The sequence below is a fragment of the Proteus sp. STS61-E genome (assembly GCF_040932335.1).
Lineage (GTDB): Bacteria > Pseudomonadota > Gammaproteobacteria > Enterobacterales > Enterobacteriaceae > Proteus > Proteus mirabilis_B.
This window is the reverse complement of the sequence record NZ_JBFQGE010000003.1, coordinates 1-25,501: the sequence shown is the minus strand read 5'-3', so window position 1 is coordinate 25,501 and position 25,501 is coordinate 1. Positions and strand designations below refer to the sequence as shown.

General features: G+C 38.5%; 18 protein-coding genes. 9 read left to right on the top strand and 9 right to left on the bottom strand.

All coding sequences use genetic code 11. The features are described 5' to 3' along the window. Positions 1 to 20: 20 nt before the first annotated feature. Positions 21 to 2,504 carry a glycerol-3-phosphate 1-O-acyltransferase PlsB gene (gene plsB, locus AB4J89_RS08475; RefSeq protein WP_088494415.1) on the top strand — a complete coding sequence of 828 codons (2,484 nt, stop codon included), beginning with the start codon at positions 21 to 23 and terminating at the stop codon, positions 2,502 to 2,504. Positions 2,505 to 2,606: 102 nt separating this feature from the next. Here plsB and ubiA read toward each other — a convergent pair whose 3' ends face one another. From ubiA to pgi, 3 genes are all read right to left on the bottom strand, one after another. After that, complete coding sequence (ubiA, locus tag AB4J89_RS08470; RefSeq protein ID WP_368468905.1) at positions 2,607 to 3,461, bottom strand: 4-hydroxybenzoate octaprenyltransferase; 855 nt, start codon at positions 3,459 to 3,461, stop codon at positions 2,607 to 2,609. 28 nt (positions 3,462 to 3,489) lie between these two features. Next, the gene (gene ubiC / locus AB4J89_RS08465; protein ID WP_088494413.1) at positions 3,490 to 3,999 is read right to left on the bottom strand and encodes a chorismate lyase; all 510 of its coding nucleotides are present in this window, start codon (positions 3,997 to 3,999) and stop codon (positions 3,490 to 3,492) included. 221 nt (positions 4,000 to 4,220) lie between these two features. Beyond that, entirely contained in the window at positions 4,221 to 5,867 is a 1,647-nt protein-coding gene (gene pgi, locus AB4J89_RS08460; protein ID WP_088494412.1) for a glucose-6-phosphate isomerase, read from the bottom strand. Positions 5,868 to 6,132: 265 nt separating this feature from the next. Here pgi and lysC point away from each other — a divergent pair, with 265 nt between their 5' ends. Both lysC and AB4J89_RS08450 read left to right on the top strand, forming a co-directional pair. Beyond that, positions 6,133 to 7,512 carry a lysine-sensitive aspartokinase 3 gene (gene lysC, locus AB4J89_RS08455; RefSeq protein WP_368468902.1) on the top strand — a complete coding sequence of 460 codons (1,380 nt, stop codon included), beginning with the start codon at positions 6,133 to 6,135 and terminating at the stop codon, positions 7,510 to 7,512. A 151-nt stretch (positions 7,513 to 7,663) separates the two neighbouring features. Then, positions 7,664 to 8,035, top strand: a complete 372-nt coding sequence (locus AB4J89_RS08450) for a hypothetical protein (RefSeq protein ID WP_368468900.1) — start codon at positions 7,664 to 7,666, stop codon at positions 8,033 to 8,035. An 80-nt stretch (positions 8,036 to 8,115) separates the two neighbouring features. On the opposite strand, the gene AB4J89_RS08445 is transcribed toward AB4J89_RS08450, so the two are convergent. Both AB4J89_RS08445 and metH read right to left on the bottom strand, forming a co-directional pair. Beyond that, complete coding sequence (locus tag AB4J89_RS08445; RefSeq protein WP_227718967.1) at positions 8,116 to 8,694, bottom strand: hypothetical protein; 579 nt, start codon at positions 8,692 to 8,694, stop codon at positions 8,116 to 8,118. Between the two features lie 133 nt (positions 8,695 to 8,827). Continuing rightward, positions 8,828 to 12,505 (bottom strand): methionine synthase, encoded by a 3,678-nt coding sequence (gene metH / locus AB4J89_RS08440; RefSeq protein WP_368468898.1) that lies wholly within the window; start codon positions 12,503 to 12,505, stop codon positions 8,828 to 8,830. 255 nt (positions 12,506 to 12,760) lie between these two features. Here metH and iclR point away from each other — a divergent pair, with 255 nt between their 5' ends. From iclR to AB4J89_RS08425, 3 genes are all read left to right on the top strand, one after another. Further along, the gene (gene iclR, locus AB4J89_RS08435; RefSeq protein ID WP_075673076.1) at positions 12,761 to 13,597 is read left to right on the top strand and encodes a glyoxylate bypass operon transcriptional repressor IclR; all 837 of its coding nucleotides are present in this window, start codon (positions 12,761 to 12,763) and stop codon (positions 13,595 to 13,597) included. A 305-nt stretch (positions 13,598 to 13,902) separates the two neighbouring features. Continuing rightward, on the top strand, positions 13,903 to 15,759 hold the full coding sequence (gene edd / locus AB4J89_RS08430) for a phosphogluconate dehydratase (protein WP_311755225.1): 1,857 nt from the start codon (positions 13,903 to 13,905) through the stop codon (positions 15,757 to 15,759). Positions 15,760 to 15,836: 77 nt separating this feature from the next. After that, entirely contained in the window at positions 15,837 to 16,478 is a 642-nt protein-coding gene (locus tag AB4J89_RS08425) for a bifunctional 4-hydroxy-2-oxoglutarate aldolase/2-dehydro-3-deoxy-phosphogluconate aldolase (protein WP_088494407.1), read from the top strand. A gap of 89 nt (positions 16,479 to 16,567) precedes the next feature. Here AB4J89_RS08425 and aceK read toward each other — a convergent pair whose 3' ends face one another. From aceK to aceB, 3 genes are all read right to left on the bottom strand, one after another. Then, positions 16,568 to 18,271, bottom strand: coding sequence for a bifunctional isocitrate dehydrogenase kinase/phosphatase (gene aceK / locus AB4J89_RS08420; RefSeq protein ID WP_368468897.1), 1,704 nt, complete (start codon positions 18,269 to 18,271; stop codon positions 16,568 to 16,570). A 76-nt stretch (positions 18,272 to 18,347) separates the two neighbouring features. Next, positions 18,348 to 19,655 (bottom strand): isocitrate lyase, encoded by a 1,308-nt coding sequence (aceA, locus tag AB4J89_RS08415; protein ID WP_368468896.1) that lies wholly within the window; start codon positions 19,653 to 19,655, stop codon positions 18,348 to 18,350. Positions 19,656 to 19,727: 72 nt separating this feature from the next. Beyond that, positions 19,728 to 21,320 carry a malate synthase A gene (gene aceB / locus AB4J89_RS08410; protein WP_368468894.1) on the bottom strand — a complete coding sequence of 531 codons (1,593 nt, stop codon included), beginning with the start codon at positions 21,318 to 21,320 and terminating at the stop codon, positions 19,728 to 19,730. A 340-nt stretch (positions 21,321 to 21,660) separates the two neighbouring features. Here aceB and metA point away from each other — a divergent pair, with 340 nt between their 5' ends. Next, the gene (gene metA, locus AB4J89_RS08405; protein ID WP_088494404.1) at positions 21,661 to 22,590 is read left to right on the top strand and encodes a homoserine O-succinyltransferase; all 930 of its coding nucleotides are present in this window, start codon (positions 21,661 to 21,663) and stop codon (positions 22,588 to 22,590) included. A 56-nt stretch (positions 22,591 to 22,646) separates the two neighbouring features. Here metA and AB4J89_RS08400 read toward each other — a convergent pair whose 3' ends face one another. Beyond that, positions 22,647 to 23,750 (bottom strand): glycerol dehydrogenase, encoded by a 1,104-nt coding sequence (locus AB4J89_RS08400; protein ID WP_102949448.1) that lies wholly within the window; start codon positions 23,748 to 23,750, stop codon positions 22,647 to 22,649. Between the two features lie 252 nt (positions 23,751 to 24,002). On the opposite strand from AB4J89_RS08400, the gene AB4J89_RS08395 reads away from it, so the two are divergent. Then, complete coding sequence (locus AB4J89_RS08395; RefSeq protein WP_368468891.1) at positions 24,003 to 24,647, top strand: epoxyqueuosine reductase QueH; 645 nt, start codon at positions 24,003 to 24,005, stop codon at positions 24,645 to 24,647. A gap of 134 nt (positions 24,648 to 24,781) precedes the next feature. Beyond that, complete coding sequence (gene idi, locus AB4J89_RS08390) at positions 24,782 to 25,318, top strand: isopentenyl-diphosphate Delta-isomerase (protein ID WP_088494403.1); 537 nt, start codon at positions 24,782 to 24,784, stop codon at positions 25,316 to 25,318. Positions 25,319 to 25,501: the final 183 nt, after the last annotated feature.

Below are 25,501 nucleotides of genomic sequence, written 5' to 3'. Positions count from 1 at the left end.
ATAAGAGGCTACAACTATTTATGTCAGCTTGGCGTAAACTATATTATAACACATTGAATTTACCACTAAAATTACTGGTAAAAAGCAAACGAGTTCCGACTGATCCTATCACTGAATTAGGGTTAGATACGTCGCGATCTTTCCTTTACGTTCTGCCTTATCATTCAAAGGCGGACTTACTGACATTACGACAGCAGTGTCTTTCATTAGGGTTGCCTGATCCGCTGCAACCTATTGAGATCGGTGGAACTAAGCTTCCTGCGTATGTCTTTATTGATGACGGCCCAAGAGTATTCCGTTACTACTCGCCTGATCCTCGTAAAGATTCCGTGAAGACATTCCACGCTTATCTTGATGCACATCGTAATAACCCACATCTTGATATCGAGATGTTGCCGGTTTCCGTGATGTTTGGACGCTCTCCAGGTCGTGAAGGCCATAATGGCGTTCCACATTTACGTGTGCTTAACGGTATCCAAAAATTTATCGCTATCCTCTGGTTAGGTCGTGATAGCTTTGTTCGTTTTTCACCCACTGTTTCAATGCGTGAAATGGCGAACGAACACGGTACTGACACCAGTATAGCTCGAAAACTTGCGCGTGTTGCGCGTATCCACTTTTCACGTCAGCGTTTAGCGGCTGTTGGTCCAAAATTGCCAGCACGCCAAGATCTCTTCAATAAATTGCTCTCATCGAAAGCCATTGAAAAAGCGATTGAAGATGAATCAAAAGCGAAGAAAATCTCACTTGATAAAGCGCGTAAAAATGCCACAGATATCATGGAAGAAATTGCAGCTAATTTCTCATATGAAGCGGTGCGTATTAGTGATCGCGTATTAAGTTGGACATGGAATAAGCTCTACCAAGGTATCAACGTTTATAATGCCGAGCGAGTACGTAAACTCGCACAAGATGGGCATGAAATCGTTTATGTTCCTTGTCACCGTAGCCACATGGACTACTTACTGCTTTCCTATGTGCTTTATCATCAAGGTTTAGTACCGCCACATATTGCGGCAGGTATTAACCTCAATTTCTGGCCAGCAGGGCCTATTTTCCGCCGTTTAGGGGCTTTCTTTATCAGAAGAACCTTTAAAGGTAACAAGCTTTACTCCACCATTTTCCGCGAATATTTAGGTGAGCTATTTACACGTGGCTACTCGATTGAATATTTCGTTGAAGGTGGACGCTCTCGTACAGGTCGATTGTTAGATCCTAAAACAGGAACACTTTCAATGACGGTACAAGCCATGTTACGCGGTGAAACACGCCCTATCTCTGTTGTTCCAATTTACATTGGATATGAACACGTTATGGAAGTGGCAACCTATGCCAAAGAATTACGTGGCGCAACAAAAGAGAAAGAAGGCTTTATGCAGATGGTCAGAGGATTACGTAAATTACGTAACCTTGGTCAAGGCTATGTGAACTTTGGTGAACCGATTTCTGTTGTCCAATACTTAAATCAGGCTGTCCCACAATGGCGTGATGATATTGACCCAATTGAGCCACAACGCCCAAGTTGGTTAAACCCAACAGTAAGCACACTGGCAGACAACATTATGGTTCATATTAATAATGCAGCATCTATTAATGCGATTAACCTTGTTTCAACGGCCTTGTTGGCATCTCGCCAGCGTGCTCTCACTAGAGAGCAACTGTTAGAGCAAGTCGATTGTTATCTGCAATTATTACGTAATGTGCCTTATTCGACAGATATGATTGTGTCTGATAAAAATGCTGAAGCCTTATTAGAACACGCGTTGCAATCTGATAAATTCCAAGTCGAAAAAGACAGTCTGGGTGATATTGTGGTGCTCCCTCGTGAAAGTGCGGTATTAATGACTTATTATCGCAACAACACAATCCACTTAATGATTACTCCATCATTAATTGCAAGCATCGTCTTACATCATGAAAAAATTCATCGTGATGATTTAATGAAACAAGTTGAGCTAATCTTCCCTCTGATTAAAGCGGAACTATTTATTCGTTATGAGAAAGAAGAGCTCCCTGAAGTCATTAATACTTTGATTACAGAACTGTGCCGTCAGCGCCTGATTTGTTGTGATAGTGATGGCTTACTGCGTATTAATCCAGCGCGTATTCGTCCATTACAACTGTTAGCTGCCAGTGTCAGAGAAACATTGCAACGCTATGGAATTACGCTTTCCTTACTCAATTTTGCTCCTGAAATTAGCCGTGCATTATTGGAAAAAGAGAGCCGTATCTTGGCACAACGTCTTTCTGTCTTACATGGTATCAACGCACCTGAATTCTTTGATAAAGCGGTATTCTCTACCTTAGTTTCAACACTACGTGAAGAAGGTTATCTCAATGATAATGAAGATATCCTAAAAGCAGATGCATCTGCCCTTTACCAAGTGATTGCAAAATTAATGTCACCAGAAATTCGCTTAACCATTGAAAGCGTGGGGATCACTGAAGATAACAATTCAGTACAAGCTGTTGATGAAAAAAGTAAGTCTGAAGCTGATGAATAATCAGTAAACCGTGTAATTACTGAAATAGAAAAGGGATAAGCTCATTGCTTATCCCTTTTTGTTTCTACTCAATAGTAGAGAATACTTCAGCGTTTACTTATCTTAAAAATAACTAAATAAAATACCCGCAAATAAAACAAAGCCAACATAGTTATTATTCATAAAAGCTTGGAAACACGGTGCTCTTTCACGCTCTGCAATAAGCTTCTGCTGATAAATAAACAGCGCTGTTACTAACAATAGCGACCAGTAGTAGATACCTTTCAGATTCAGCAAAATACCGATACCCACCAATAATGCCAACATCACCAGTTGTAAAATACCGATAATAATTTTGTCATAACGACCGAATAGAATAGCGGTAGATTTAACCCCAATTTTTATATCATCATTACGGTCAACCATTGCATATTGCGTATCGTAAACAACAGACCAGACAATGTTGACAAGAAATAATAGCCAACACACTAACGGTAAGCTTTCAGAAACAGCAGCAAATCCCATAGGGATTGACCAGCCAAAAGCCATACCTAAAATAAGCTGAGGTAGATTACTAAACCGTTTAACGAAAGGATAAAACCATGCCAACGCAAGCCCTGCAACAGAGAGCCAAATAGTCATGGTATTAAGTGTTAGAACTAATGCAAAGGACAAGATTACCAAAACGATAAATAAAATTTTGCTCTCTTTTTCTGTCACAGCCCCACTAGGTAATGGTCGATTTTTAGTTCGTTCAACACTGCCATCAATTTTTCGGTCAGCAAAGTCGTTTATTACACACCCAGCGGCACGCATAGAGAACACGCCAATAGTAAAGACAATCAGAATATGCCAATCAGGAAAGCCTTTAGCAGCAATCCATAAAGCCCAATAAGTTGGCCAAAGTAATAATAGCGCTCCGATAGGTTTATCTATACGCATTAAACGGCTATATGCTTGCCATTTACTTTGCGTCATACTTCCCTCCAATTTTAGCTCCCCCTAATTACTTCTTATACACTGGTGATGCAGGTAGAAACATCTCGGTTAATAATAAAGGTTTATCTGAAAGCTGGAAACGAGAACGGCGTAGCCAATACCCATTTTGTTGCCCGATATGAATAAAATCGCGACTTAAGGTTGTTTCCTGAAACAGATAACGCCCAAGTGGAACGGTTCTTAGATTGACCAGTTTTCTATCTTCGCCTGTCAATGTCTCTTCTGGTACTAACGTTCGCCCTAATAACCAAGGAATATCGTCACCACACAATACCACTTCTCTTAACCAATAACGCTGACTTTTGGGTAAACACGCGCTTTCATCAGCGGATTCAATAAGGTCAATAAATCCTTCTTGATAAGGCATTACAGTGACTTTTTGGCAATGTTGTTCAAATCGCCGTGTCATTGAGCCTAATTCCATTAACCAACTTAATGTACTTTCTTGAATAGTTGCATGTTCCTCACTGGGTAGCCAATGGATAGGTGCAGGGGTAATTATTGATTTTTTGAACATTTATTCATCATCACGCTTTGATGATCCTAGCTTGTGTGAGTCATGATGCATAAGGATATCATGATGTGACTAATGGAAGTTAAAAGCTGATAACATTTCGCATAAATAATCTAAAAAAGCGTTAAAAGAAAATCAGATTGAGCACTAAACAATCAAAAAACAAAGGAGGTTATAAAAACCTCCTTTTTATCTAACCAACTACTTATATTCAGTTTATTCGATTAACGCCATGCTTTGTAACGGTTAATCAGATTATTTGTTGAGCTATCATGGCTATTAACACTTTCCTTACCTTTTAATTCAGGAAGGATACGGTTAGCCAGCTGTTTACCTAATTCAACACCCCATTGGTCAAACGTAAAGATGTTGAAAATAACACCTTGTACAAAGATCTTATGCTCATACATTGCAATCAATGCACCTAATGAATAAGGCGTAATTTCTTTTAACAGAATAGAGTTCGTTGGACGATTACCTTCGAACACTTTGAAAGGTGCAACATACCCCATGGTTTTAGGATCTTTTCCTGCTGCGGCAAATTCAGCATCAACTTGCTCACGTGTTTTACCAAAAGCAAGAGCTTCTGTTTGAGCAAAGAAGTTAGACATCAGTTTTGCATGATGATCTGATAATGGATTATGGCTAATTGCTGGAGCAATAAAATCACAAGGGATGATTTTGGTTCCTTGGTGGATCAGTTGGTAAAACGCATGTTGACCGTTTGTACCCGGCTCTCCCCAAATGATAGGACCCGTTTGATAATTTACTTTGTTTCCATCACGATCAATATACTTACCATTAGATTCCATATTGCCTTGTTGGAAGTAAGCAGCGAAACGATGCATGTATTGATCGTATGGCAGAATCGCTTCAGTTTCTGTGCCAAAAAAATTGTTATACCAAATGCCAATCAGAGCGAGGATCATTGGGATGTTATTTTCAGCATCTGCTGTTCTAAAGTGGTTATCCATAGCATGAGCACCTTCCAGCAATTGCTCAAAGTTGTCATAACCAACAGATAATGCGATAGATAAACCAATTGCTGACCATAATGAATAACGGCCACCAACCCAGTCCCAGAACTCAAACATATTGGCAGTATCAATACCAAATTTTGCCACTTCGGTACTGTTAGTTGATAACGCAACAAAGTGTTTAGCAACAAATGCACTCTCTTTCGCAGAGGCTAAGAACCAATCTCTTGCTGAATGCGCATTTGTCATGGTTTCTTGTGTGGTGAATGTTTTTGATGCGATGAGGAATAACGTTGTTTCAGGATCACATTTTTTCAGCGTTTCTGCGATATGCGTACCATCGACATTAGAAACAAAATGCATAGTAAGATGATTTTTATACGGGCGTAATGCTTCTGTCACCATATAAGGGCCAAGATCAGAACCACCAATACCAATATTTACAACATCAGTAATCGCCTTACCTGTATAACCTTTCCACTCGCCACTAATAATACGTTCACTGAACTTTTTCATTTTATTCAGCACAGCGTTAACTTCTGGCATGACATCCTTGCCATCAACGATTACGGGAGCATTGCTACGATTACGTAATGCAGTATGCAATACAGCACGATCTTCAGTACGGTTGATTTTTTCACCCGTAAACATGCTATTTATCGCACCTTCAACGTCACATTCCTTAGCCAAAGCCTGCAATTTCTCTAATGTTTCTTTCGTAATACGGTTTTTTGAAAAATCCACTAGAATTTGGTCTGAAAACGTCTTTGAAAATTGCTCAAAGCGTGATGGTTCCTGAGCAAACAGTGTTTTCATCTCGGTATCTTTGATAACCGAAAAATGGTTTTCTAATGCCTTCCAGGCTAAGGTTTGGGTTGGGTTTACATTTTTCATTCACAATACTCTCTTAAGATTACAATCCAATATTCTCAGATTGTAGCCTGACATTTAATAGTTACAGTCAATTCTTTCTCATTTGATGATATTGGTCAAAACCATTCAACAAATCTAGTACTAATTACTTACATAGGTAAAACCGATAATGCGGAGCTGATTATTAATTAAATTGATTATTCTTCACTCTGCATTGACTCTCTACTTAATAACCGATATTCCTAATTGTGTCCAACATCTCATTTTTGCCTAAAGGAATACGACAATGACTGATAATACTGCTACGCCTTCATCTTCATCATCACCATACACTATCGCTAAATTTGGTGGCACGAGTGTTGCTAACTATTCAGCAATGGAAAAATGTGCAGATATTATCCTGAAACAAAAGTCAGTTCGTGTCGTCGTCCTTTCCGCATCTGCTGGGATCACTAATCTACTGATTGAACTTGCAGCAGGTACTGATCCCTCACAACGAGAAGCTTTACTCTCACAAGTTCGTGATATTGAGTACGCAATTATCAACCAGCTTTCTCAACCAGAAATTATTTCTCAAGAAATAAATCGTCTGCTTGAAAATATTGAGATGCTTTCTGAAGCTGCTTCACTTGCCACATCAGACGCATTGACAGACGAATTAGTCAGTCACGGTGAATTAATGTCAACCTTGCTTTTTGTTGAATTATTGCGTGAAAAAGGCATACAGGCAGATTGGTTTGATGTTAGAAAGGTGATGAAAACGAATGATCTATTTTGTCATGCTGAACCTGATATGGCACAACTCACTGAACTCACAAAAAGCCTTATTCAACCTCGCCTAGAAGAAACGGTTATTGTCACACAAGGTTTTATTGGTCAAGAGCCAAAAGGCAGAACCACAACACTAGGTCGTGGTGGAAGTGACTATACAGCTGCCTTGATTGGTGAAGCATTGGGAATGTCTCGTGTCGATATCTGGACGGATGTACCCGGCATTTACAGTACCGATCCAAGAATAGTGCCAGAAGCACATCGTATCGATCAGATAGCCTTTAATGAAGCGGCTGAAATGGCAACCTTTGGCGCTAAAATATTACACCCCGCTACATTATTACCTGCTGTTCGTAGTGGCATTCCGGTGTTTGTTGGCTCAAGCAAAGCTCCCAAAGAAGGCGGTACTTTAGTTTGTGCACAAACAGAAAATCCACCTGTATTCCGTGCGATCGCACTGCGTAGAAAGCAAACATTGCTCACGTTACATAGCTTGAAAATGCTTCATGCACGTGGTTTCTTGGCTGAAATTTTCACCATTTTATCGCGCCATCATATTTCGGTTGATGTAATAACAACATCTGAAGTCAGTATTGCTTTAACCCTTGATACAACGGGTACAACAAATTCATCAGGCAGTTTATTAACGAATGCCTTATTAACCGAGCTTTCTGCATTATGCCGTGTTGAAGTAGAAGAAGATCTGGCGTTAGTTGCCGTGATTGGTAACTCTCTTTCACAGGTAAATGGTTTAGGTATTAAGATTTTCGGCACATTAGAAGATTACAATATTCGTATGATTAGCCACGGTGCAAGTACTCATAATTTATGTTTATTAGTTGATGGCAAAGATGCAGATAATATTGTGCGTAAATTACATGATACTTTGTTTTAATTAATAACCAATTATCAATATATAAAAGAGAGATAAATTTTTATCTCTCTTTTATTTTTTAACCTTGGGACTATAAAAGATAAAAGTTTTAAAGTCATTAACCTAGTACTCATTAAAATAAATACCTCATTAAATTAATAAGGTATTAAAAATGAAAATATATAACGATATTAGCCTCCTTAATGTTCTAAAGAATGCAGCAAGTGAAAAATCAATTTCAAAATCTGATTTAGAGAATTTAAGAACGAGCATCACCCATATCTATAATTTAGCAATAAGTATTGGAACATTATCGAAAGAACAAACAACTAATGTAATATATCAAATAGAAACGGGTGGAATAGTAAAAGACTTTATTCCATCTATGATAGATAAAGAGTGCATTAATTCAATAATTAATATTCATAACAAAGTAGATAATAAATCATCAAAAATCAAAGAATACACTATGATATTAAATCGCATTGAGACAGATAGTTATAAAATTAGAAATACAACAAGAGAAAATATAAATAACAATTAAATTAAGAATCATTGAATAAAACTAATAGTATTATAATTTAGAAAAATAGGCTTCTTTTTAGAAGCCTATTTTTTAATAATTTAATAAACCCGATAACCGCCATATTTCTTAGCAAATTGATTAAATTTACCAAAATCAATTAAAGCGATTTCTAAAGAACGATGTGCAAGATGAGACATTTTTGCAAGCTGTTCAACAAATACATGATTTTCTTCAAGTAGCTTTTTTGTCAATGTAGATGCGATTATTTCGCACTCTTTTGGCGTCACTATCCAACCATCATTTGTAGCAAATTTATGAATAGGAAGATTTCCTTCTTTCCCACTCTCTTTGGCTAATAACGCTTCTTCTTCTTTCATCGCCTGCTTAAATAAAATGATTTCTTCTTCAACCGGTTCAGGAGAAGTAGGAATTTTATGATAAATATAGTCACCAACCTCTTCAATTCGTGCTGGTGTCATTTCGGCTTTCAACCAAATTTTATCAAATGCTTTTTCATCTAAAATAGCATCCGTATCTAAGCTTCCTGTGAGTTGCATCAGATTTAAAAAAGCATTAATTAAAACCTCACTTAATAGATAATTTCCCTCGGCTAAAGAAGGAAACGGCACTTCAGCGCCAGCAGGTGGGGTTTTCTGAAGGTACAAAGTATAGTTCATTGTAATGTCCTTTTTTCTGATACAGGTTCACAGCTTAAACATCTTTAATGGGATCGACTAGTGAAAATAACAAGGGGATATTGCTATCCCCTCACTATTTATTACATTATTGAGATCTGAGAATAAAAATAAATTAAGACTCATACCCTAAATTAGGCGCTAACCAACGTTCAACTTCACTTATGCTCATTCCTCGGCGTTTAGCATAATCTTCAACCTGATCTTTTTGAATTTGAGCAACGGCAAAATATTTACTTTCAGGATGGCTAAAATACCAACCCGATACTGAAGCGCCGGGCCACATGGCATAAGCATCTGTCAGCTTCATACCAATGCGATTTTCAACATCGAGTAATTGCCAAATTTTTGCTTTTTCTGTGTGTTCAGGACAAGCAGGATATCCCGGTGCAGGTCGTGTTCCTTGATATTTTTCTCGAATAAGTTCGTCATTAGAGAGGTTTTCATCAGGGCTATAACCCCAAATTTTTGTTCTCACTTGTTGATGAAGGTATTCCGCAAATGCCTCTGCTAGTCTATCTGATAACGCTTTTACCATAATTTTATTGTAATCATCATGGGCATTATCATAAGCATTGGCGAGAGCATCTTCTTCTAATCCGCCTGTGACGGCAAAAGCCCCAAAATAATCAGCAACATCACTTTCAACAGGTGCAATAAAATCGGCTAAACAGTAATTAGGAAACTCATTTTTCTCAGTTTGTTGACGTAAATGACAGCTTTGCAAAAGTACTTGTTGGCGACTTTCATCTTGATAAATCACAATATCATCACCCAGACGATTGGCAGGGAAGATCCCCATAATTCCTTTAGGTGTTAATAATTTTTCACGGCTTAATTTATCCAGCATTGTATTTGCATCAGCAAATACACGTTTCGCTTCTTCACCAACCACGTCATCTTCTAAAATACGAGGATATTTACCCGCTAAAGACCAAGTCATAAAGAAAGGTGTCCAATCGATATATTCACGCAATATTTCGATGCTGGCGGTAATTTCCTGCACGCCTAATTGATTGGGCTTTGGCGGCGTGTAATTTTGCCAATCAATTTGTAGCGCATTATTTCGCGCAACCTCTAAAGAAACAGGAGGAGTACGAGGTTTTTTTCTGGCATATTGTTGCCGTACTACTTCATATTCACGACGCGTTTTAGCAACAAAATCGGTTTTTTGTGTTTCAGATAATAGTGCCGCAACAACACCTACGGTTCTCGATGCATTTTGTACATAAACGGTAGGATGGCTATAATTCGGCTCTATTTTTACTGCGGTATGCGCTTTAGAGGTTGTTGCTCCACCAATCATTAATGGTAAAGAAAAACCACGCCTTTCCATCTCTTTGGCAACATTCACCATCTCATCAAGTGATGGTGTGATCAGTCCAGAAAGGCCAATAATATCGACCTTTTCATCAATCGCGGTTTGTAGGATCTTGTCGCAAGGCACCATCACACCAAGATCGATGATCTCATAGTTATTACACTGCAAAACAACACCCACAATATTTTTACCAATATCGTGAACATCTCCTTTTACCGTAGCCAATAAAATTTTACCTGCCGAAGAACCTGCTTGCTTCGACGCCTGAATATAAGGTTCAAGATAAGCTACGGCTTGTTTCATCACTCTTGCTGATTTCACAACTTGAGGCAAAAACATTTTACCTTCGCCAAACAAGTCACCCACCGTATTCATACCATTCATCAATGGTCCTTCAATCACTTCAATGGGGCTTGATGCTTGTTGGCGACATGCTTCTGTATCTTCAACAATAAATTCAGTGATCCCTTTAACTAACGCGTACTCTAGGCGTTTTTCAACATCCCATTGTCGCCACTCAGCAAGTTGGTGATTTTGTTCATCACTTTTAGTGCCACGATAACGCTCTGCCAATGCCAATAAGTTATCTGTGCTTTCTTCGTGGCGATTTAAAATAACGTCTTCAACTGCATTACGCAGTTCATCAGGTAATGAGTCGTAAATAGCAAGTTGCCCTGCATTTACAATCCCCATATCCATACCATTTTTTACGGCGTAATAAAGAAAAACAGAGTGAATTGCTTCACGAACAGGATCGTTACCCCGAAATGAGAAGGAAACGTTAGATACCCCCCCAGAAATTAAGGCATAAGGTAGTTGAGATTTAATATCTGCACAGACTTCAATAAAATCAACAGCATAATTATTATGTTCTGCAATTCCTGTGGCGACAGCAAAGATATTAGGATCAAAAATAATATCTTCAGGTGGAAAACCTGCTTGCTCTGTTAATAATTGATAAGCTCGACGACAAATTTCAATTTTGCGTTCTCGAGTATCTGCCTGTCCGACTTCATCAAACGCCATAACAACAACAGCCGCACCGTATTTACGCACCAATTTAGCATGTTCAAGAAACGGTATTTCCCCTTCTTTCATCGAAATGGAGTTAACAATTCCTTTGCCTTGAATGCATTTTAAGCCTTCTTCAATCACTTCCCATTTAGAGGAGTCAATCATCACTGGCACTTTAGCAATATCAGGCTCACCAGCAATAAGGTTAAGAAAACGTGTCATGGCTTCAACAGCATCTAACATGCCTTCGTCCATGTTGATATCAATGATTTGGGCACCATTTTCAACTTGCTGACGTGCAACATCTAATGCTTCTTGATAATTACCATCCTTTATCAAGCGCTTAAATTTAGCAGAGCCTGTGACATTGGTTCGTTCTCCCACATTCACAAACAGTGAATTTTCATCAATGACTAACGGTTCAAGACCTGAAAGGCGACAGGCTTTTTTTAAGGAAGCTAATTTTCTTGGTGTAATACCTTCTACCGCTTGTGAAATGGCGAGAATATGCGCAGGTGTTGTTCCGCAGCACCCACCCACAATATTGAGAAAACCAGCTAGTGCCCACTCCTTAATTTGTTCAGCCATTTCTTGGGCATCTAAATCATAGCCTCCAAATGCGTTAGGCAACCCCGCATTAGGGTGAGCACTGACATAAGTTTCAGAAATTTGTGAAAGCGTTTGAATATATTGACGTAATTCTTTAGGACCTAACGCGCAGTTTAAACCAAATGAGAGCGCATCAGCATGACGTAAAGAGTGGTAAAATGCTTCTGTTGTTTGACCTGTTAAGGTTCTTCCTGACGCATCTGTAATGGTGCCAGAGATCATCACAGGCAATTCAATATTGAGCGATTCAAACTCACATTTAATCGCAAAAATAGCCGCTTTCGCATTTAGTGTGTCGAAAATAGTTTCGACCATAATTAAATCAGCACCACCTTTAATTAACCCGCGCGTTGCTTCTCGATAAGCTTCCACCAGCTTATCAAATGAAACATTACGAAAAGCGGGATCATTAACGTCAGGAGATATGGATGCTGTTCTATTTGTTGGTCCCAAAACACCCGCTACATAGCGGGGTTTATCCGGTGTTAAAGCACTCCATTTTTCTGCACAGGCTTTCGCTAATTTTGCTGCCTCTTCGTTCAGCTCAAAACAGAGCGATTCCATGTGATAGTCAGCCATCGCAATGGATGTTGAGTTAAAAGTGTTGGTTTCAACAATATCAGCACCGGCTTGAAAATAAGCATCATGTATATCTGCAATAATCTGAGGTTGTGTTAAGACTAAAAGGTCATTATTCCCTTTAACATCACAATCCCAATCTGCAAAACGCTCACCGCGGTAATCGGCTTCTGTAAGTTGATATTGCTGGATCATCGTACCCATTGCGCCATCAAGTACTAAGATACGTTTTCCTAATGCTTCCACCAGTTGTTGTTTTATGTTTGCCACGTTGTTTCCTCTTAATCGAGAATGCTTTTGTGCTTGTTTTTCTTCATTGTTATTTCGTTGTTTTTTTATCCTACCATATCTTTTTGCAAAGATTTCTAAGACGAAGATGAGAGATTTTCACTCAGTGATAAACGCTTTTAATAAATATTTCTTATCACACATTTTGTTTTGAAAAATGCAGTGATCGGAGGAGTTTTATTACACCAGATAGTTCATAATAGATATTAATATGGATAGCATTTCTGGAGTGTATGCATGACAGTTTCCCCTACAAATAAAAAAGTGCGTAAGACGAAAACAACTGCCACTCAAAGCACCGCACAAGGAGGCCCTGTTCAGTCGTTAAGTCGTGGACTGACATTATTGGAATATATTTCCGAATCTCCGGGTGGTATCGCCCTAACAGATCTTGCCTTTCAAGCCGGATTACCTAATTCCACAACACACCGCCTACTCACCACACTTCAACAGCATGGTTTTGTCCGCCAAGTCGGGGATTTAGGCTTATGGGTTGTGGGTACACACGCCTTTATTGTTGGTAGTAGTTTTCTACAAACTCGTAATCTTTTGGTCATGGTGCATCCTATTTTACGTCAATTGATGGAAGACTCTGGCGAAACCGTTAATCTGGCTATTCTTGACCAAATTGAATTTGATGCAGTGATTGTCGATCAAGTGCAATGTAATGCACTAATGAGAATGTCAGCACCTATTGGTGGTAAATTACCAATGCATGCATCTGGTGCTGGTAAAGCGTTCCTTTCTACTTTGCCAGAAAATAAATTACTGCCTTTGCTCCAGAAAAAAGGCTTAATGGCTTATACACCTCACACCCGAACACTCCCTTCATCTCTAAAAGAAAACTTAGAGCAAGCTCGTAAACAAGGTTTTTCTTTCGATGATGAAGAACATGCTTTAGGCCTACGTTGTATTGGCGCTTGTATTTATGATGAACACCACCAGCCTTTTGCGGCTATTTCACTTTCGGGGCCCGTTTCCAGAATGACAGATTCACGTATCACTGAATTAGGTGCGATGGTTATCAAAGCAGCAAAACAAATTAGCCGTGAATACGGTGGTGTAAAAAGTTAATCCTATTTTTGCCTTCCTTGTCATCAACAACAAGGAAGGTATTTTCCAAAATAAAACGATTCAGCTTTGTAAAAAACCAACTTTTCCCTCTTTATTCCCATCAAATATTAAAAAACTGTTATTTATCACCTGAAAAAATTGATGTCGATCACAGATGTTGTTTAAGACGTATTAAGAGTATTGCAACTCTTCTTGTTACCCGTAACAATGTTACCGGTAACAAATACTATGGCGAATTTAAATATTCTTTTTCTAAAGCTAATAGTAACGCTCATCACCCTTGTGTGAATTAAGGAAGCATCATTATGAACCCTAAAAATCATGACCCAATTCAGAACGACTTTGTCCCTCTTAACGAGACAGTAAAACAGGTGACTGAGCGCATTATTGCTCGTTCACAAGCGACTCGTCGTGCTTATCTGAAAAAAATTGAAACAGCAAAAAGCCAAACCGTGCATCGTGCTCAATTGGCTTGCGGTAATTTGGCTCATGGTTTTGCTGCTTGTCAGGCTGAAGATAAAAATCGCCTGAAAAATATGGTTCATAATGATATTGCCATTATCACTGCTTACAATGATATGTTGTCAGCTCATAAGCCGTATGAAGATTATCCTCAAAAAATTAAAACGGCATTACATGCTGTTGGCGCAGTAGGACAAGTAGCAGGTGGTGTTCCTGCAATGTGCGATGGTGTCACTCAGGGTCAAGATGGTATGGAGTTGTCGCTCCTTAGCCGTGATGTTATTGCAATGTCAGCGGCTGTCGGTTTGTCCCATAATATGTTTGATGGCGCGCTCTATTTAGGGATCTGCGATAAAATTGTTCCTGGGCTGACTATGGCGGCTCTCTCTTTTGGTCATCTTCCTGCTATTTTTGTTCCAGCAGGTCCTATGACTAGCGGTTTACCGAACAAAGAAAAAGTTCGTATTCGCCAACTTTATGCCGAAGGTAAGGTTGATCGTAATGCTTTATTAGAAGCTGAAGCCGCATCTTATCATAGCATTGGAACCTGTACTTTTTACGGTACAGCAAACTCTAATCAAATGGTCATGGAGATGATGGGATTACATTTACCCGGCGCTTCTTTTGTCCATCCAGATACACCACTACGTGATGCATTAACAGATGCGGCAGCAAATCAAATTGTACGCTTAACAGAAAACTCAGGTAATTATCTTCCTATCGGCCAATTAGTTGATGAAAAAGTTATTGTTAACGGCATTATTGCGCTGCTAACAACCGGTGGTTCCACTAATCTAACCATGCATTTAGTCGCAATGGCACGAGCAGCGGGTATTATTATTAATTGGGATGATTTTTCTGAACTGTCGCAAGTTGTTCCTCTTATTGCTCGCATTTACCCTAATGGCCCTGCCGATATTAACCAATTTCAAGCAGCCGGTGGTATTGCACTGATTATTCGTGAGCTACTGAAAAAAGGCTTAATTCATCGTGATGTGAACACTGTTGCAGGATTTGGTATTGAGCGTTATACCTTAGAGCCTTGGTTAAATGACGGTAAACTTGATTGGCGTGAAGGCGCTATAAGCTCTTTAGATAAAGATGTGATTGCGGATATTAATACCCCATTCTCATCACATGGTGGCACACAAGTGATGCAAGGTAATTTAGGTAGAGCCGTAATGAAAACCTCTGCAGTACCTGATGATAATAAAATTATCGAAGCCCCAGCTGTTGTGTTTAATAGCCAACATGATATTGCCGCTAAGTTTGAAGCTGGCGAGCTAAATAAAGATTGTGTGGTTGTTGTGCGTTATCAAGGACCACAAGCGAATGGTATGCCTGAATTACATAAACTTATGCCACCTTTAGGTGTATTAATGGATAAAGGCTATAAGGTAGCATTAGTTACAGATGGCCGACTTTCAGGAGCCTCAGGTAAAGTACCCGCTGCAATTCATGTTACTCCAGAAGCTGTAAATGGTGGTTTACTATCCAAAGTGCGTGATGGTGATATCATTCGCGTTAATGGTAAAACAGGTGAGTTAACGTTGCTTGTCGATGAGCTAACATTAAATGCTCGCCAAGATGAAATTCCTGATTTAAGTGCCAATAATACAGGCTGTGGTCGTGAGTTATTCGTTAATTTACGCCGTCATTTATCAGGTGCTGAACAAGGTGCTTGTTGCATTGATTTTTAATGTAGGCAAGTTTTGAGGCTTAACGAGGAGCAGATTAAATTTATTTGCTCACCACTTTCTGATTAGGAAATACAATCATGGATCATTGGAATACTAGTGCAGAGTCTGTACTAAAATCAGGGCCTGTTGTTCCTGTTATTGTTATCAACCATATTGATGATGCTGTCCCTGTTGCAAAAGCTTTAGTCGCCGGTGGTGTAAAAGTTTTAGAAGTGACATTACGTACAGAATGCGCAATTGAGGCGATCCGCCGTATTGCTAAAGAAGTTCCTGAAGCCATTGTGGGTGCAGGTACAGTAATTAATCCTCAACAATTGGCTCAAGTCACTGAAGCAGGTGCTCAATTTGCTATCAGCCCAGGATTAACAGAAGCGTTACTCAAATCAGCCGTTGCAGGAACTATTCCTTTAATTCCGGGTATTTCGACAGTGTCTGAATTAATGCTGGGAATGAGCTACGGGTTAAATGAATTTAAATTTTTCCCAGCTGAAGCTAATGGTGGCGTGAAGGCATTAAAAGCAATTGCAGGACCATTCTCAAAAGTCCGCTTCTGCCCAACAGGCGGTATTTCACCAGACAACTACCGCAATTACCTTGCACTTGAGAGTGTGCTTTGCATTGGTGGCTCTTGGTTAGTGCCTAATGATGCAGTAAAAGCAGGTGATTTCCAACGTATTACTGAATTAGCTAAAGAAGCCGTTGCTGGCACTCAGCGTTAATTATTTCTGTATAAAAATAGATTCTATCCAATAAAGGTAGGTATCCCCTTGTACCTATCTTTATTTTTATCTTTTCTCAGGGCTATTTATTAAATAAATCGCTTCGATTGAGAATAGGCATAAACATCTTCGATATATCCTTCTTTAATTTTTTGCTGTTGCTGTTGCCAATATTCTGGTGATAAAAGCTCATGATGTTGAGCTTCAAAATAGTGGCAAACTCGCTTATCACTACATAGAAAATAGCGAAATTCTTCAGGAAATACATCATTGAGCGCAACGCTATACCAAGGCTCGCTCGATAATTCATCTTCAGGGTAACGAGCTGGCGGGATAGCGCGAAAATTCATATCTGTCATATAACTAATTTCATCGTAGTCATAGAAAATCACACGATGGTGCCGAGTCACTCCAAAGTTTTTAAACAGCATATCGCCGGGAAAAATATTTGCAGCAATAAGCTCTTTCAACGCTTGCCCATAATCTTCAACAACCGCTTGAAGTTCATTTTCATCGCACTGCTCCATATAGATATTTAGCGGTATCATTCTACGTTCCATATAAAGATGGCGGATCAGTATTTTATCACCTAGATCTTCCAACTTATTGGGGATCTCTTGTTTAAGGATCGTCATTAATTCAGGACTAATTCTTTTCTTATCGATCACAAAGTTCTCAAACTCTTGGGTATCTGCCATTCGTCCAACACGATCGTGTTCTTTAACCAACTGATAGCACTCTTTTACTCGCTCTGCAGTGATCGTTTTTTGGGGTGCAAACTTATCTTTGATTACTTTAAAAACACGATCATACGTTGGTAACGTAAATACCAACATCACCATACCTTTTACACCCGGCGCTTCAATAAATTGCTCTGATGAAAAATTCATAAAGGCAAGATATTCACGGTAATATTCTGTTTTTCCGTGCTTTTGGCATCCAATAGACATATAAAGCTCAGCAATAGATTTACCCGGTAATATATCTCTTAGCCAAGCAACTAATGCCGCAGGAAATGGGGCATAAACCATAAAATAAGAACGCGCAAAACCAAAAACAATACTCGCTTCATCCGCAGAGATAAGGCAGGTATCAATCAGTAATTGCTGCTCAATATTATGAATGGGCAATAAGAACGGAATATATTGATCATCAATCACTATTTTGCCTATTAACCAAGCCGCTTTATTACGATAAAAAAGTTCGTTTGCAATATGAAATACCGCATTGTGCAATTGTTCAGAAGAAAACTGAGCAGTAAGTACATTACAAATAGAGTGAATATCGCGTTGTTTATTTTGCCACGGTAGTCGCAAAGGTAAGCGTGACAAAATATCTTGCAGTAATGTCGGTAAATCACTTTGAATAACAAACTGCTTTGATAACGGTCGAGGCGCTTGTGTAAAGCGATAAGCCGGTTGTGATGAGAAAACAAAAAGATTCTTTTTATTCAATTCACGATGGTAAAACAGACGGCAATAAACAGAATTAAAAAAGCTTTCGGCAATCTCAAATCGCGGGTAATTGGGCAATAATTGCGTATAATTCTTTTTCACCTGTTGTAGAAAAAGACTTTCTTTATCAATATCATGTCGAATACATTTAAGTTGCTCAACCACTAATCCAACATGATTGTCGTATAAACGGATGCGCTCTTTCATCGCTATTTGGACACCATGCCAATCTGCTTGCTCAAAACGATATTGTGCCCCTGACGTTATCTCCAGAAAGCGACCATATTGGGCATCAAAGCCTTGTAAAATTGTTTGAGCAATCAAATCTTCTGGCGTCATTAACAACCTCACGAAAAAGAGGAGCATCCTGCTCCTGAATTATCACCACAAAAACAGATAATGATATTTTGGGATCTTAGAATTGTTGCTCTTCAGTTGAGCCTGTTAGTGCTGTTACAGAAGACATACCACCTTGAATGATCGTCGTTACTTTATCGAAATACCCAGTTCCCACCTCTTGTTGATGCGATGAGAAGGTATAGCCTTGATTAAGTGCAGCAAACTCTTTTTCTTGTACTTTCTCAACATAATGTTTCATACCTTCGCCTTTAGCATAATCATGTGCCAGATCGAACATGTTGAACCACATGCTGTGAATGCCAGCCAAAGTAATAAACTGGAATTTATAGCCCATCGCAGAAAGCTCATCTTGGAAATGCGCAATCGTGCGATCATCAAGATTCTTTTTCCAGTTAAAGGAAGGCGAACAGTTATAAGCCAGCATTTTTCCGGGAAATTTATCATGAATAGCTTCTGCAAACTTCGCTGCCATTTTCAGATCTGGGAGTGATGTTTCACACCACACCAAATCAGCATAAGGTGCATAAGCAAGACCACGACTAATAGCTTGATCAATCCCCGCATGAGTACAGAAGAAACCTTCAGGCGTACGTTCTCCAGTTAAGAACGAGCTATCATAAGGATCGCAATCTGAAGTTAAAAGATCGGCAGCATCGGCATCTGTTCTTGCAACCAACAGAGTCGGCACATCAGACACATCAGCCGCTAAACGTGCAGCGACCAGCTTTTGTACTGCTTCTTGGGTTGGAACTAATACTTTTCCTCCCATATGTCCGCATTTTTTTACCGCCGCTAGCTGATCTTCAAAGTGAACACCCGCAGCTCCAGCTTCGATCATCGCTTTCATTAATTCAAAGGCATTTAATACGCCACCAAAACCTGCTTCAGCATCAGCCACAATGGGAAGGAAAAAATCAATATAATCTTTATGTTGAGGACCAATACCATTTGACCACTGAATTTGATCAGCTCGTCTAAACGTATTATTGATACGCTGAACAACATTAGGAACAGAATCGACTGGATATAAAGATTGATCAGGGTACATACTTGCTGCGGTGTTAGCATCAGCTGCCACTTGCCACCCTGAAAGATAAACAGCTTCTAATCCTGCCTTTGCTTGTTGCAACGCTTGTCCACCCGTTAAAGCACCTAATGCATTAACATAACCTTTCTTCGATTTTCCATTTAATGATGACCAAAGCCTTTGAGCGCCACGTCTTGCTAAGGTATGTTCTGGGTTAACCGAACCTCTTAATTTAATGACATCTTCAGCGCTATAAGGACGGGTAATGCCTTTCCAGCGAGGTTGTTCCCACTCTTTCTCTAATTGGGCGATTTGCTCTGATCTACTAATAGTCATAAAAACAGCTCCTATAAATACGGTAGTAGTGATGATGTTTGCAGTTTATAAATACGTTTTGACGTATCTTTTTTAATTTAAAAGTTGGTAACCCGGTAAAGTCAGAAAATCGACTAATTCATCTTGGGTTGTGATCTTATCCATCAAAGAAGCCGCTTCTTTAAAACGACCTTCTTCAAAACGGGTGTCACCGACTTCTTGGCGTATGACTTCAAGCTCTTCTTTCAGCATGTTACGAAAGAGATCTTTCGTCACGACTTGCCCATCAGACAGTGTTTTTTGATGGCGAATCCATTGCCAAATAGAGGTACGCGATATTTCTGCTGTTGCAGCATCTTCCATTAATCCATAGATAGGTACGCAACCATTACCCGAAATCCAAGCTTCGATATATTGCACAGCAACGCGGATATTAGCTCTCATGCCCTTTTCTGTACGTTCACCTGTACAAGGTGCTAATAACATTTCTGCTGTTATTTTTTCATTACGTTGTACATCGAGTTGATTTGAGCGAGCCCCTAATACGGCATCAAAAGCAGACAATACTGTTTCAGCAAGACCAGGATGAGCAATCCAAGTACCATCATGGCCATTTGTTGCTTCAAGCTCTTTATCATCAAATACTTTTTTCAAAATAATGCCGTTTTGCTCTGGATCTCGACTTGGAATAAACGCAGACATTCCACCCATCGCAAAAGCACCACGTTTATGGCAAGTCTGGATCAGTAAACGCGAATAAGCACTTAAGAAAGGTTGAGTCATCGTGATCCCTTGTCTATCGGGTAATACACGATCAGGATAATTTTTTAGTGTCTTGATATAACTAAAAATATAATCCCAACGACCACAGTTAAGTCCAACAATATGCTCTTTCATATGGAATAGAATTTCTTCCATTTGGAAAACAGCAGGTAAAGTTTCAATTAATACCGTGGCTTTAATGGTTCCTACTGCTAAACCAAAGCGCTTTTCAGTGAAATGAAAAACATCACTCCACCATTTAGCCTCTTGCCATGTTTGCAATTTAGGAATGTAAAAATAAGGACCACTCCCTTTTTCTAATAAGGCTTTGTGGTTATGGTAAAAATACAGAGCAAAATCAAATAATCCCCCTGCTATAGGTTTGCCTTGCCATAACACATGTTTTTCAGGAAGGTGGAGTCCTCTTACTCTTGCAATCAATACAGCAGGTGACGCTTTAAGCTGATAACATTTACCTTGTTCATTGGTATAAGAAATGGTGCCTTTTACGGCATCACGCAAATTGATTTGGCCATCAATCACTTTGTCCCATGTAGGCGCTAAGGAATCTTCAAAATCTGCCATGAAGACTTTTACATTGGCATTTAATGCATTGATAACCATTTTGCGATCTACTGGTCCTGTTATTTCAACACGACGGTCTTGAAGATCTTTTGGTATAGGATTAACTTTCCATTCCGATTTTATAATGGAATCTGATTCCGAAATAAAATTAGGAAGCTCGCCATTATCAACTCGGTGTTTCCAACTATCCCTTTCAGCTAATAAAGTATGGCATCTATCTGAAAAGTGATTTACCAAATCAGTTAAAAACGATTTAACATCATGATTTAATACCTCTTTTTCCTGATCACCAAAAGATTGCGTAAAATTTAATTCTTCTGTAGTTAACGATTGTGACATTCTGCATTCCCCTAAAAGCTTTTGCACACCTGATTAAGACTAATGCAGTTTTTACAAAAATCAAAAATGAATTCCATTTTTATTTAAATAAATTTTAACAATGTGATTACATCGGTGTTTTTTTATTGTACAAAAATCAAAATTTCAAAAATAACTCGAGGGATCTGGAAGAGATCGATAATAAACAGAGAAAAGGAATGTTAATGCTTGATGATTTTGGCTATATAGCTTTTTCTTATATGAATATTCTTCATACACAACATGAAGACCTCGACATTCAAAAGGTTATTAGCTAAATTTAGGCTTCTAGATGTCTAGATGTTTTTTAGAGGTTATTGAAATGCCAATTAGAGTACCCGATGAGCTACCCGCAGTCAGTTGTTTACAAAAAGAGAATGTCTTTGTTATGACATCCAGTAGAGCGAGTATTCAAGACATTCGCCCTTTAAAAGTGCTTATCCTTAATTTAATGCCAAAGAAAATAGAAACAGAAAATCAATTTCTGCGATTGCTTTCGAATAGCCCTCTTCAAATTGATATTCAATTATTGCGTATTGACTCGCGTATTCCTAAAAATACGCCTGTAGAGCATCTCGATACTTTCTATTGTGATTTTGACCAAATTAAAGAGCAAAATTTCGATGGTCTTATTGTCACTGGCGCACCTTTAGGATTAGTTGAATTTGAAGATGTGGCTTATTGGGATGAAATAAAAGAAGTGATCACATGGGCTAAAGAGCATGTTACTTCTACACTCTTTATTTGTTGGGCGGCTCAAGCAGGATTGAATATCTTATATGACCTACCTAAATACACGCTCGAACAAAAAATTTCAGGCGTATATAGTCATAACACTTGCTCACCATTATCACTGTTAACACGCGGATTTGATGAGACTTTCTTTGCTCCACATTCTCGTTATGCTGGTTTTCCTATCGACTTTATTCAAAATAATACTGATTTGGAGATCCTTGCAACTTCAGAAGAAGCAGGCGCTTATTTATTTGCATCAAAAGATAAGCGAGTTGTCTTTGCAACGGGGCACCCTGAATACGATCCCAATACACTAGCAGATGAATATCATCGTGATGTTAAAGCAGGACTAGATCCTCAATTACCAGAAAACTATTTTCCTAATAATGATCCGAGTAAAAAACCTATCGCTTCTTGGCGTAGTCATGGGCATTTATTGTTTGCTAATTGGTTGAACTACTATGTTTATCAGATAACACCGTTCGATCTTACCCAAATGAATCCAACATTAGATTAAAGAAAAACCCCAAAATCTATTTGGGGTTTTAAGATAATTATTTGCCAAGCTAAGAATTATTTATAACGATGAGCCAATGCGTTAGCTGCAATCATTGCATTATAAACATCTTCTTCAGTCACTTTCATTGGCATATTGCCCATAGTGTCACCTTCAGCACAGGCAATTTTAGCAACAGTGCGCCATTCGTTTTCAATGAATTCTTTCATGCCCATATCTTCAAGTGTCAGTGGTAATTCTGCCGCTTTAATAATACGGATCACTTCATCAATCTCTTCTTGTGGTGCATTTTCTAACACTAATTGAGTTAATAAGCCAAATACGACTTTTTCACCATGTTGGACACGGTGTAAAGACTCAACTGCAGACATGCCATTATTTACTGCGTGAGCTGCTGCTAAGCCACCTGCTTCAGCACCAACACCACTAAGGTAGATTGTTGCTTCAATAGTTTGCTCTAATGCAGGAGTGGTAATTTTATGGCGAATAGCATCCATTGCTTTATCAATATTTTCACTTAGCATTTCAAAGCAAAGTTCTGCTAAACCAAGACCTGTACGTGATGGACGTTGATTGACTAAATTTAAGCCATCAGCTTGATAACAAGCGCGAGCTTCAAAGTAAGTTGCTAGTGCATCACCAACACCCGCTGAGAAAAAGCGTTGTGGAGCTGATGCGATAATAGCGGTATCTGCGATAACAACATCGGGGTTTTGTGGTAAGAATAAATATTTATCAAACTCACCATTTTCTTTATATAGTACAGACAATGCAGTACAAGGTGCATCAGTTGAAGCGATAGTTGGAAATAAAATAACAGGAATGTGCTGATAATAAGCAACAGCTTTAGACACATCTAATGTCTTACCGCCCCCAATACCAATAATAACATTCGCTTTATTTTCAACGGCAATTTTACCTAGGCGATTAACTTCTGCCTCAGTACATTCATAATTAAATTTTTCAACCAGTGAGACAATGCCATTTTCTTTTAGAGAAGGAACTGCTTCTTTAGTTACTTTTTCTAAAAAAAACTCATCACTAATAATAAATGCGTTATCACCAAAATCTTTTACATATTTACCGACAGAAGACAGTAATTGGCTACCAATAAAGAATTTTTTTGGCGAAGTTACAGAGCGAGGTAATATAGATGACATAACTAAATTCCTTTATTTTAGATTTTGCTACAAACAGTAGCAGAATTAGTATTTCATCTTACCTCTCATCATAATATGAATCTAGTAAACTCTCTGATAGTCATTACCTAAATCATTTTCGTTCATTATATTTAATTCATATAAAACAAATGGTTATTTTTAAATAATTTTAAAAAAGCAGATTATCTACGTATTTATTACTATAATAAAGGCATCATTTTACAACTAAAATAATATTATTTAGGATCATCTATGACTCTTATACGAGAAAAGCTCATATTACCTGCAAATGCAAATAAGCTTTTACTACACTCTTGCTGTGCTCCTTGTTCTGGTGAAGTCATGGAAGCATTACAAGCTTCAGGTATTGATTACACTATTTTTTTCTATAATCCCAATATTCATCCCCAAAAAGAGTATTTAATTCGTAAGGAAGAGAATATTCGTTTTGCTAAAAAACATAATATTCCTTTTGTTGATGCTGATTATGATACTGATAATTGGTTTGAAAGAGCTAAAGGAATGGAAAAAGAGCCTGAACGTGGCATTCGATGCACAATGTGTTTTGATATGCGCTTTGAAAGAACTGCACTTTATGCCGCTGAAAATGGTTTTTCCGTCATTTCCAGTTCGCTTGGGATCTCACGCTGGAAAGATATGAAACAGATAAATGGCTGTGGTGAAAGAGCCGTAGCGCCTTATTCTAATATGGTTTATTGGGATTATAATTGGCGTAAAAAAGGGGGCTCTGCCAGAATGATCGAAATAAGTAAACGCGAACAATTTTACCAACAAGAATATTGCGGCTGTATTTATTCATTAAGAGATACAAATAAGCATCGCAAATCACAAGGTAGAGAACTTATTAAGATTGGTGTTCAATATTATACCCCTTAGATCTTCCTTTCCTTTTATTCTAGGCATCATTCCTGTGATGCCATAAAAAGAACAACACAATAAATCGTTATTTGATATACAGTCATGTTATATTCACGCTATAACAATATATTATTTTATTAAGGTGATTTTTTGTGGAAGACGCTGTCATTCTCGTAGATAAAAATGATAATGAGCTGGGAACAATGCCAAAGCTTGAAGCTCATATTGTAGGCGCCTTACATCGAGCCTTTTCAATATTTATTTTTAATTCAAAACAGCAATTACTTATTCAGCAACGTGCAATATCTAAATATCACTCTGGTGGTTTATGGGCAAATACATGTTGTAGTCACCCGCTTCCAAACGAATTACTTTCTGATGCCATTCATCGTCGTTTAGATGAAGAATTAGGTATGAAATGTGATATGCAATCTATTGGAACCATTCTGTATAACGAAAAAGTGACAGATGATCTGATAGAGCATGAATTTGATCACCTATTTCTTGGGTTTAGTAACGAATTACCACATAGCAATCCAGATGAAGTGATGAATTATCGCTGGATCTCTCTCGATTCTCTTTATCAAGATATTGAAGAGAATGCACAAAATTACAGTGTTTGGTTTCGTTATATATTAAATCGAATGGGAATTGAGCAATTTTCTCGTTGGAGCCAAGGTATTATTTAGCAATTATCTTATTAATAGCCTAAATATAAAACAAGCGACTTATATTTTTGGACTTTTAAGCTATAAAAAACCCCAAACGCAAAAAAGCCAACCCATTGGGTTGGCTTTCTCGTCTTATTTAATGCCTGGCAGTTCCCTACTCTCACATGGGGAGACCCCACACTACCATCGGCGCTACAACGT

Bases quoted from the DNA above. Each gene is read 5' to 3' on its own strand.
- AB4J89_RS08400 (WP_102949448.1), bottom strand. From the start codon at position 23,750: ATGTCATCTATATTACCTCGCTCTGTAACTTCGCCAAAAAAATTCTTT.
- iclR (WP_075673076.1), top strand. From the start codon at position 12,761: ATGACAGTTTCCCCTACAAATAAAAAAGTGCGTAAGACGAAAACAACT.
- AB4J89_RS08450 (WP_368468900.1), top strand. From the start codon at position 7,664: ATGAAAATATATAACGATATTAGCCTCCTTAATGTTCTAAAGAATGCA.
- pgi (WP_088494412.1), bottom strand. From the start codon at position 5,867: ATGAAAAATGTAAACCCAACCCAAACCTTAGCCTGGAAGGCATTAGAA.
- aceA (WP_368468896.1), bottom strand. From the start codon at position 19,655: ATGACTATTAGTAGATCAGAGCAAATCGCCCAATTAGAGAAAGAGTGG.
- AB4J89_RS08425 (WP_088494407.1), top strand. From the start codon at position 15,837: ATGGATCATTGGAATACTAGTGCAGAGTCTGTACTAAAATCAGGGCCT.
- aceB (WP_368468894.1), bottom strand. From the start codon at position 21,320: ATGTCACAATCGTTAACTACAGAAGAATTAAATTTTACGCAATCTTTT.
- plsB (WP_088494415.1), top strand. From the start codon at position 21: ATGTCAGCTTGGCGTAAACTATATTATAACACATTGAATTTACCACTA.
- aceK (WP_368468897.1), bottom strand. From the start codon at position 18,271: ATGACGCCAGAAGATTTGATTGCTCAAACAATTTTACAAGGCTTTGAT.
- AB4J89_RS08445 (WP_227718967.1), bottom strand. From the start codon at position 8,694: ATGAACTATACTTTGTACCTTCAGAAAACCCCACCTGCTGGCGCTGAA.
- lysC (WP_368468902.1), top strand. From the start codon at position 6,133: ATGACTGATAATACTGCTACGCCTTCATCTTCATCATCACCATACACT.
- AB4J89_RS08395 (WP_368468891.1), top strand. From the start codon at position 24,003: ATGACTCTTATACGAGAAAAGCTCATATTACCTGCAAATGCAAATAAG.
- edd (WP_311755225.1), top strand. From the start codon at position 13,903: ATGAACCCTAAAAATCATGACCCAATTCAGAACGACTTTGTCCCTCTT.
- ubiC (WP_088494413.1), bottom strand. From the start codon at position 3,999: ATGTTCAAAAAATCAATAATTACCCCTGCACCTATCCATTGGCTACCC.
- ubiA (WP_368468905.1), bottom strand. From the start codon at position 3,461: ATGACGCAAAGTAAATGGCAAGCATATAGCCGTTTAATGCGTATAGAT.
- metA (WP_088494404.1), top strand. From the start codon at position 21,661: ATGCCAATTAGAGTACCCGATGAGCTACCCGCAGTCAGTTGTTTACAA.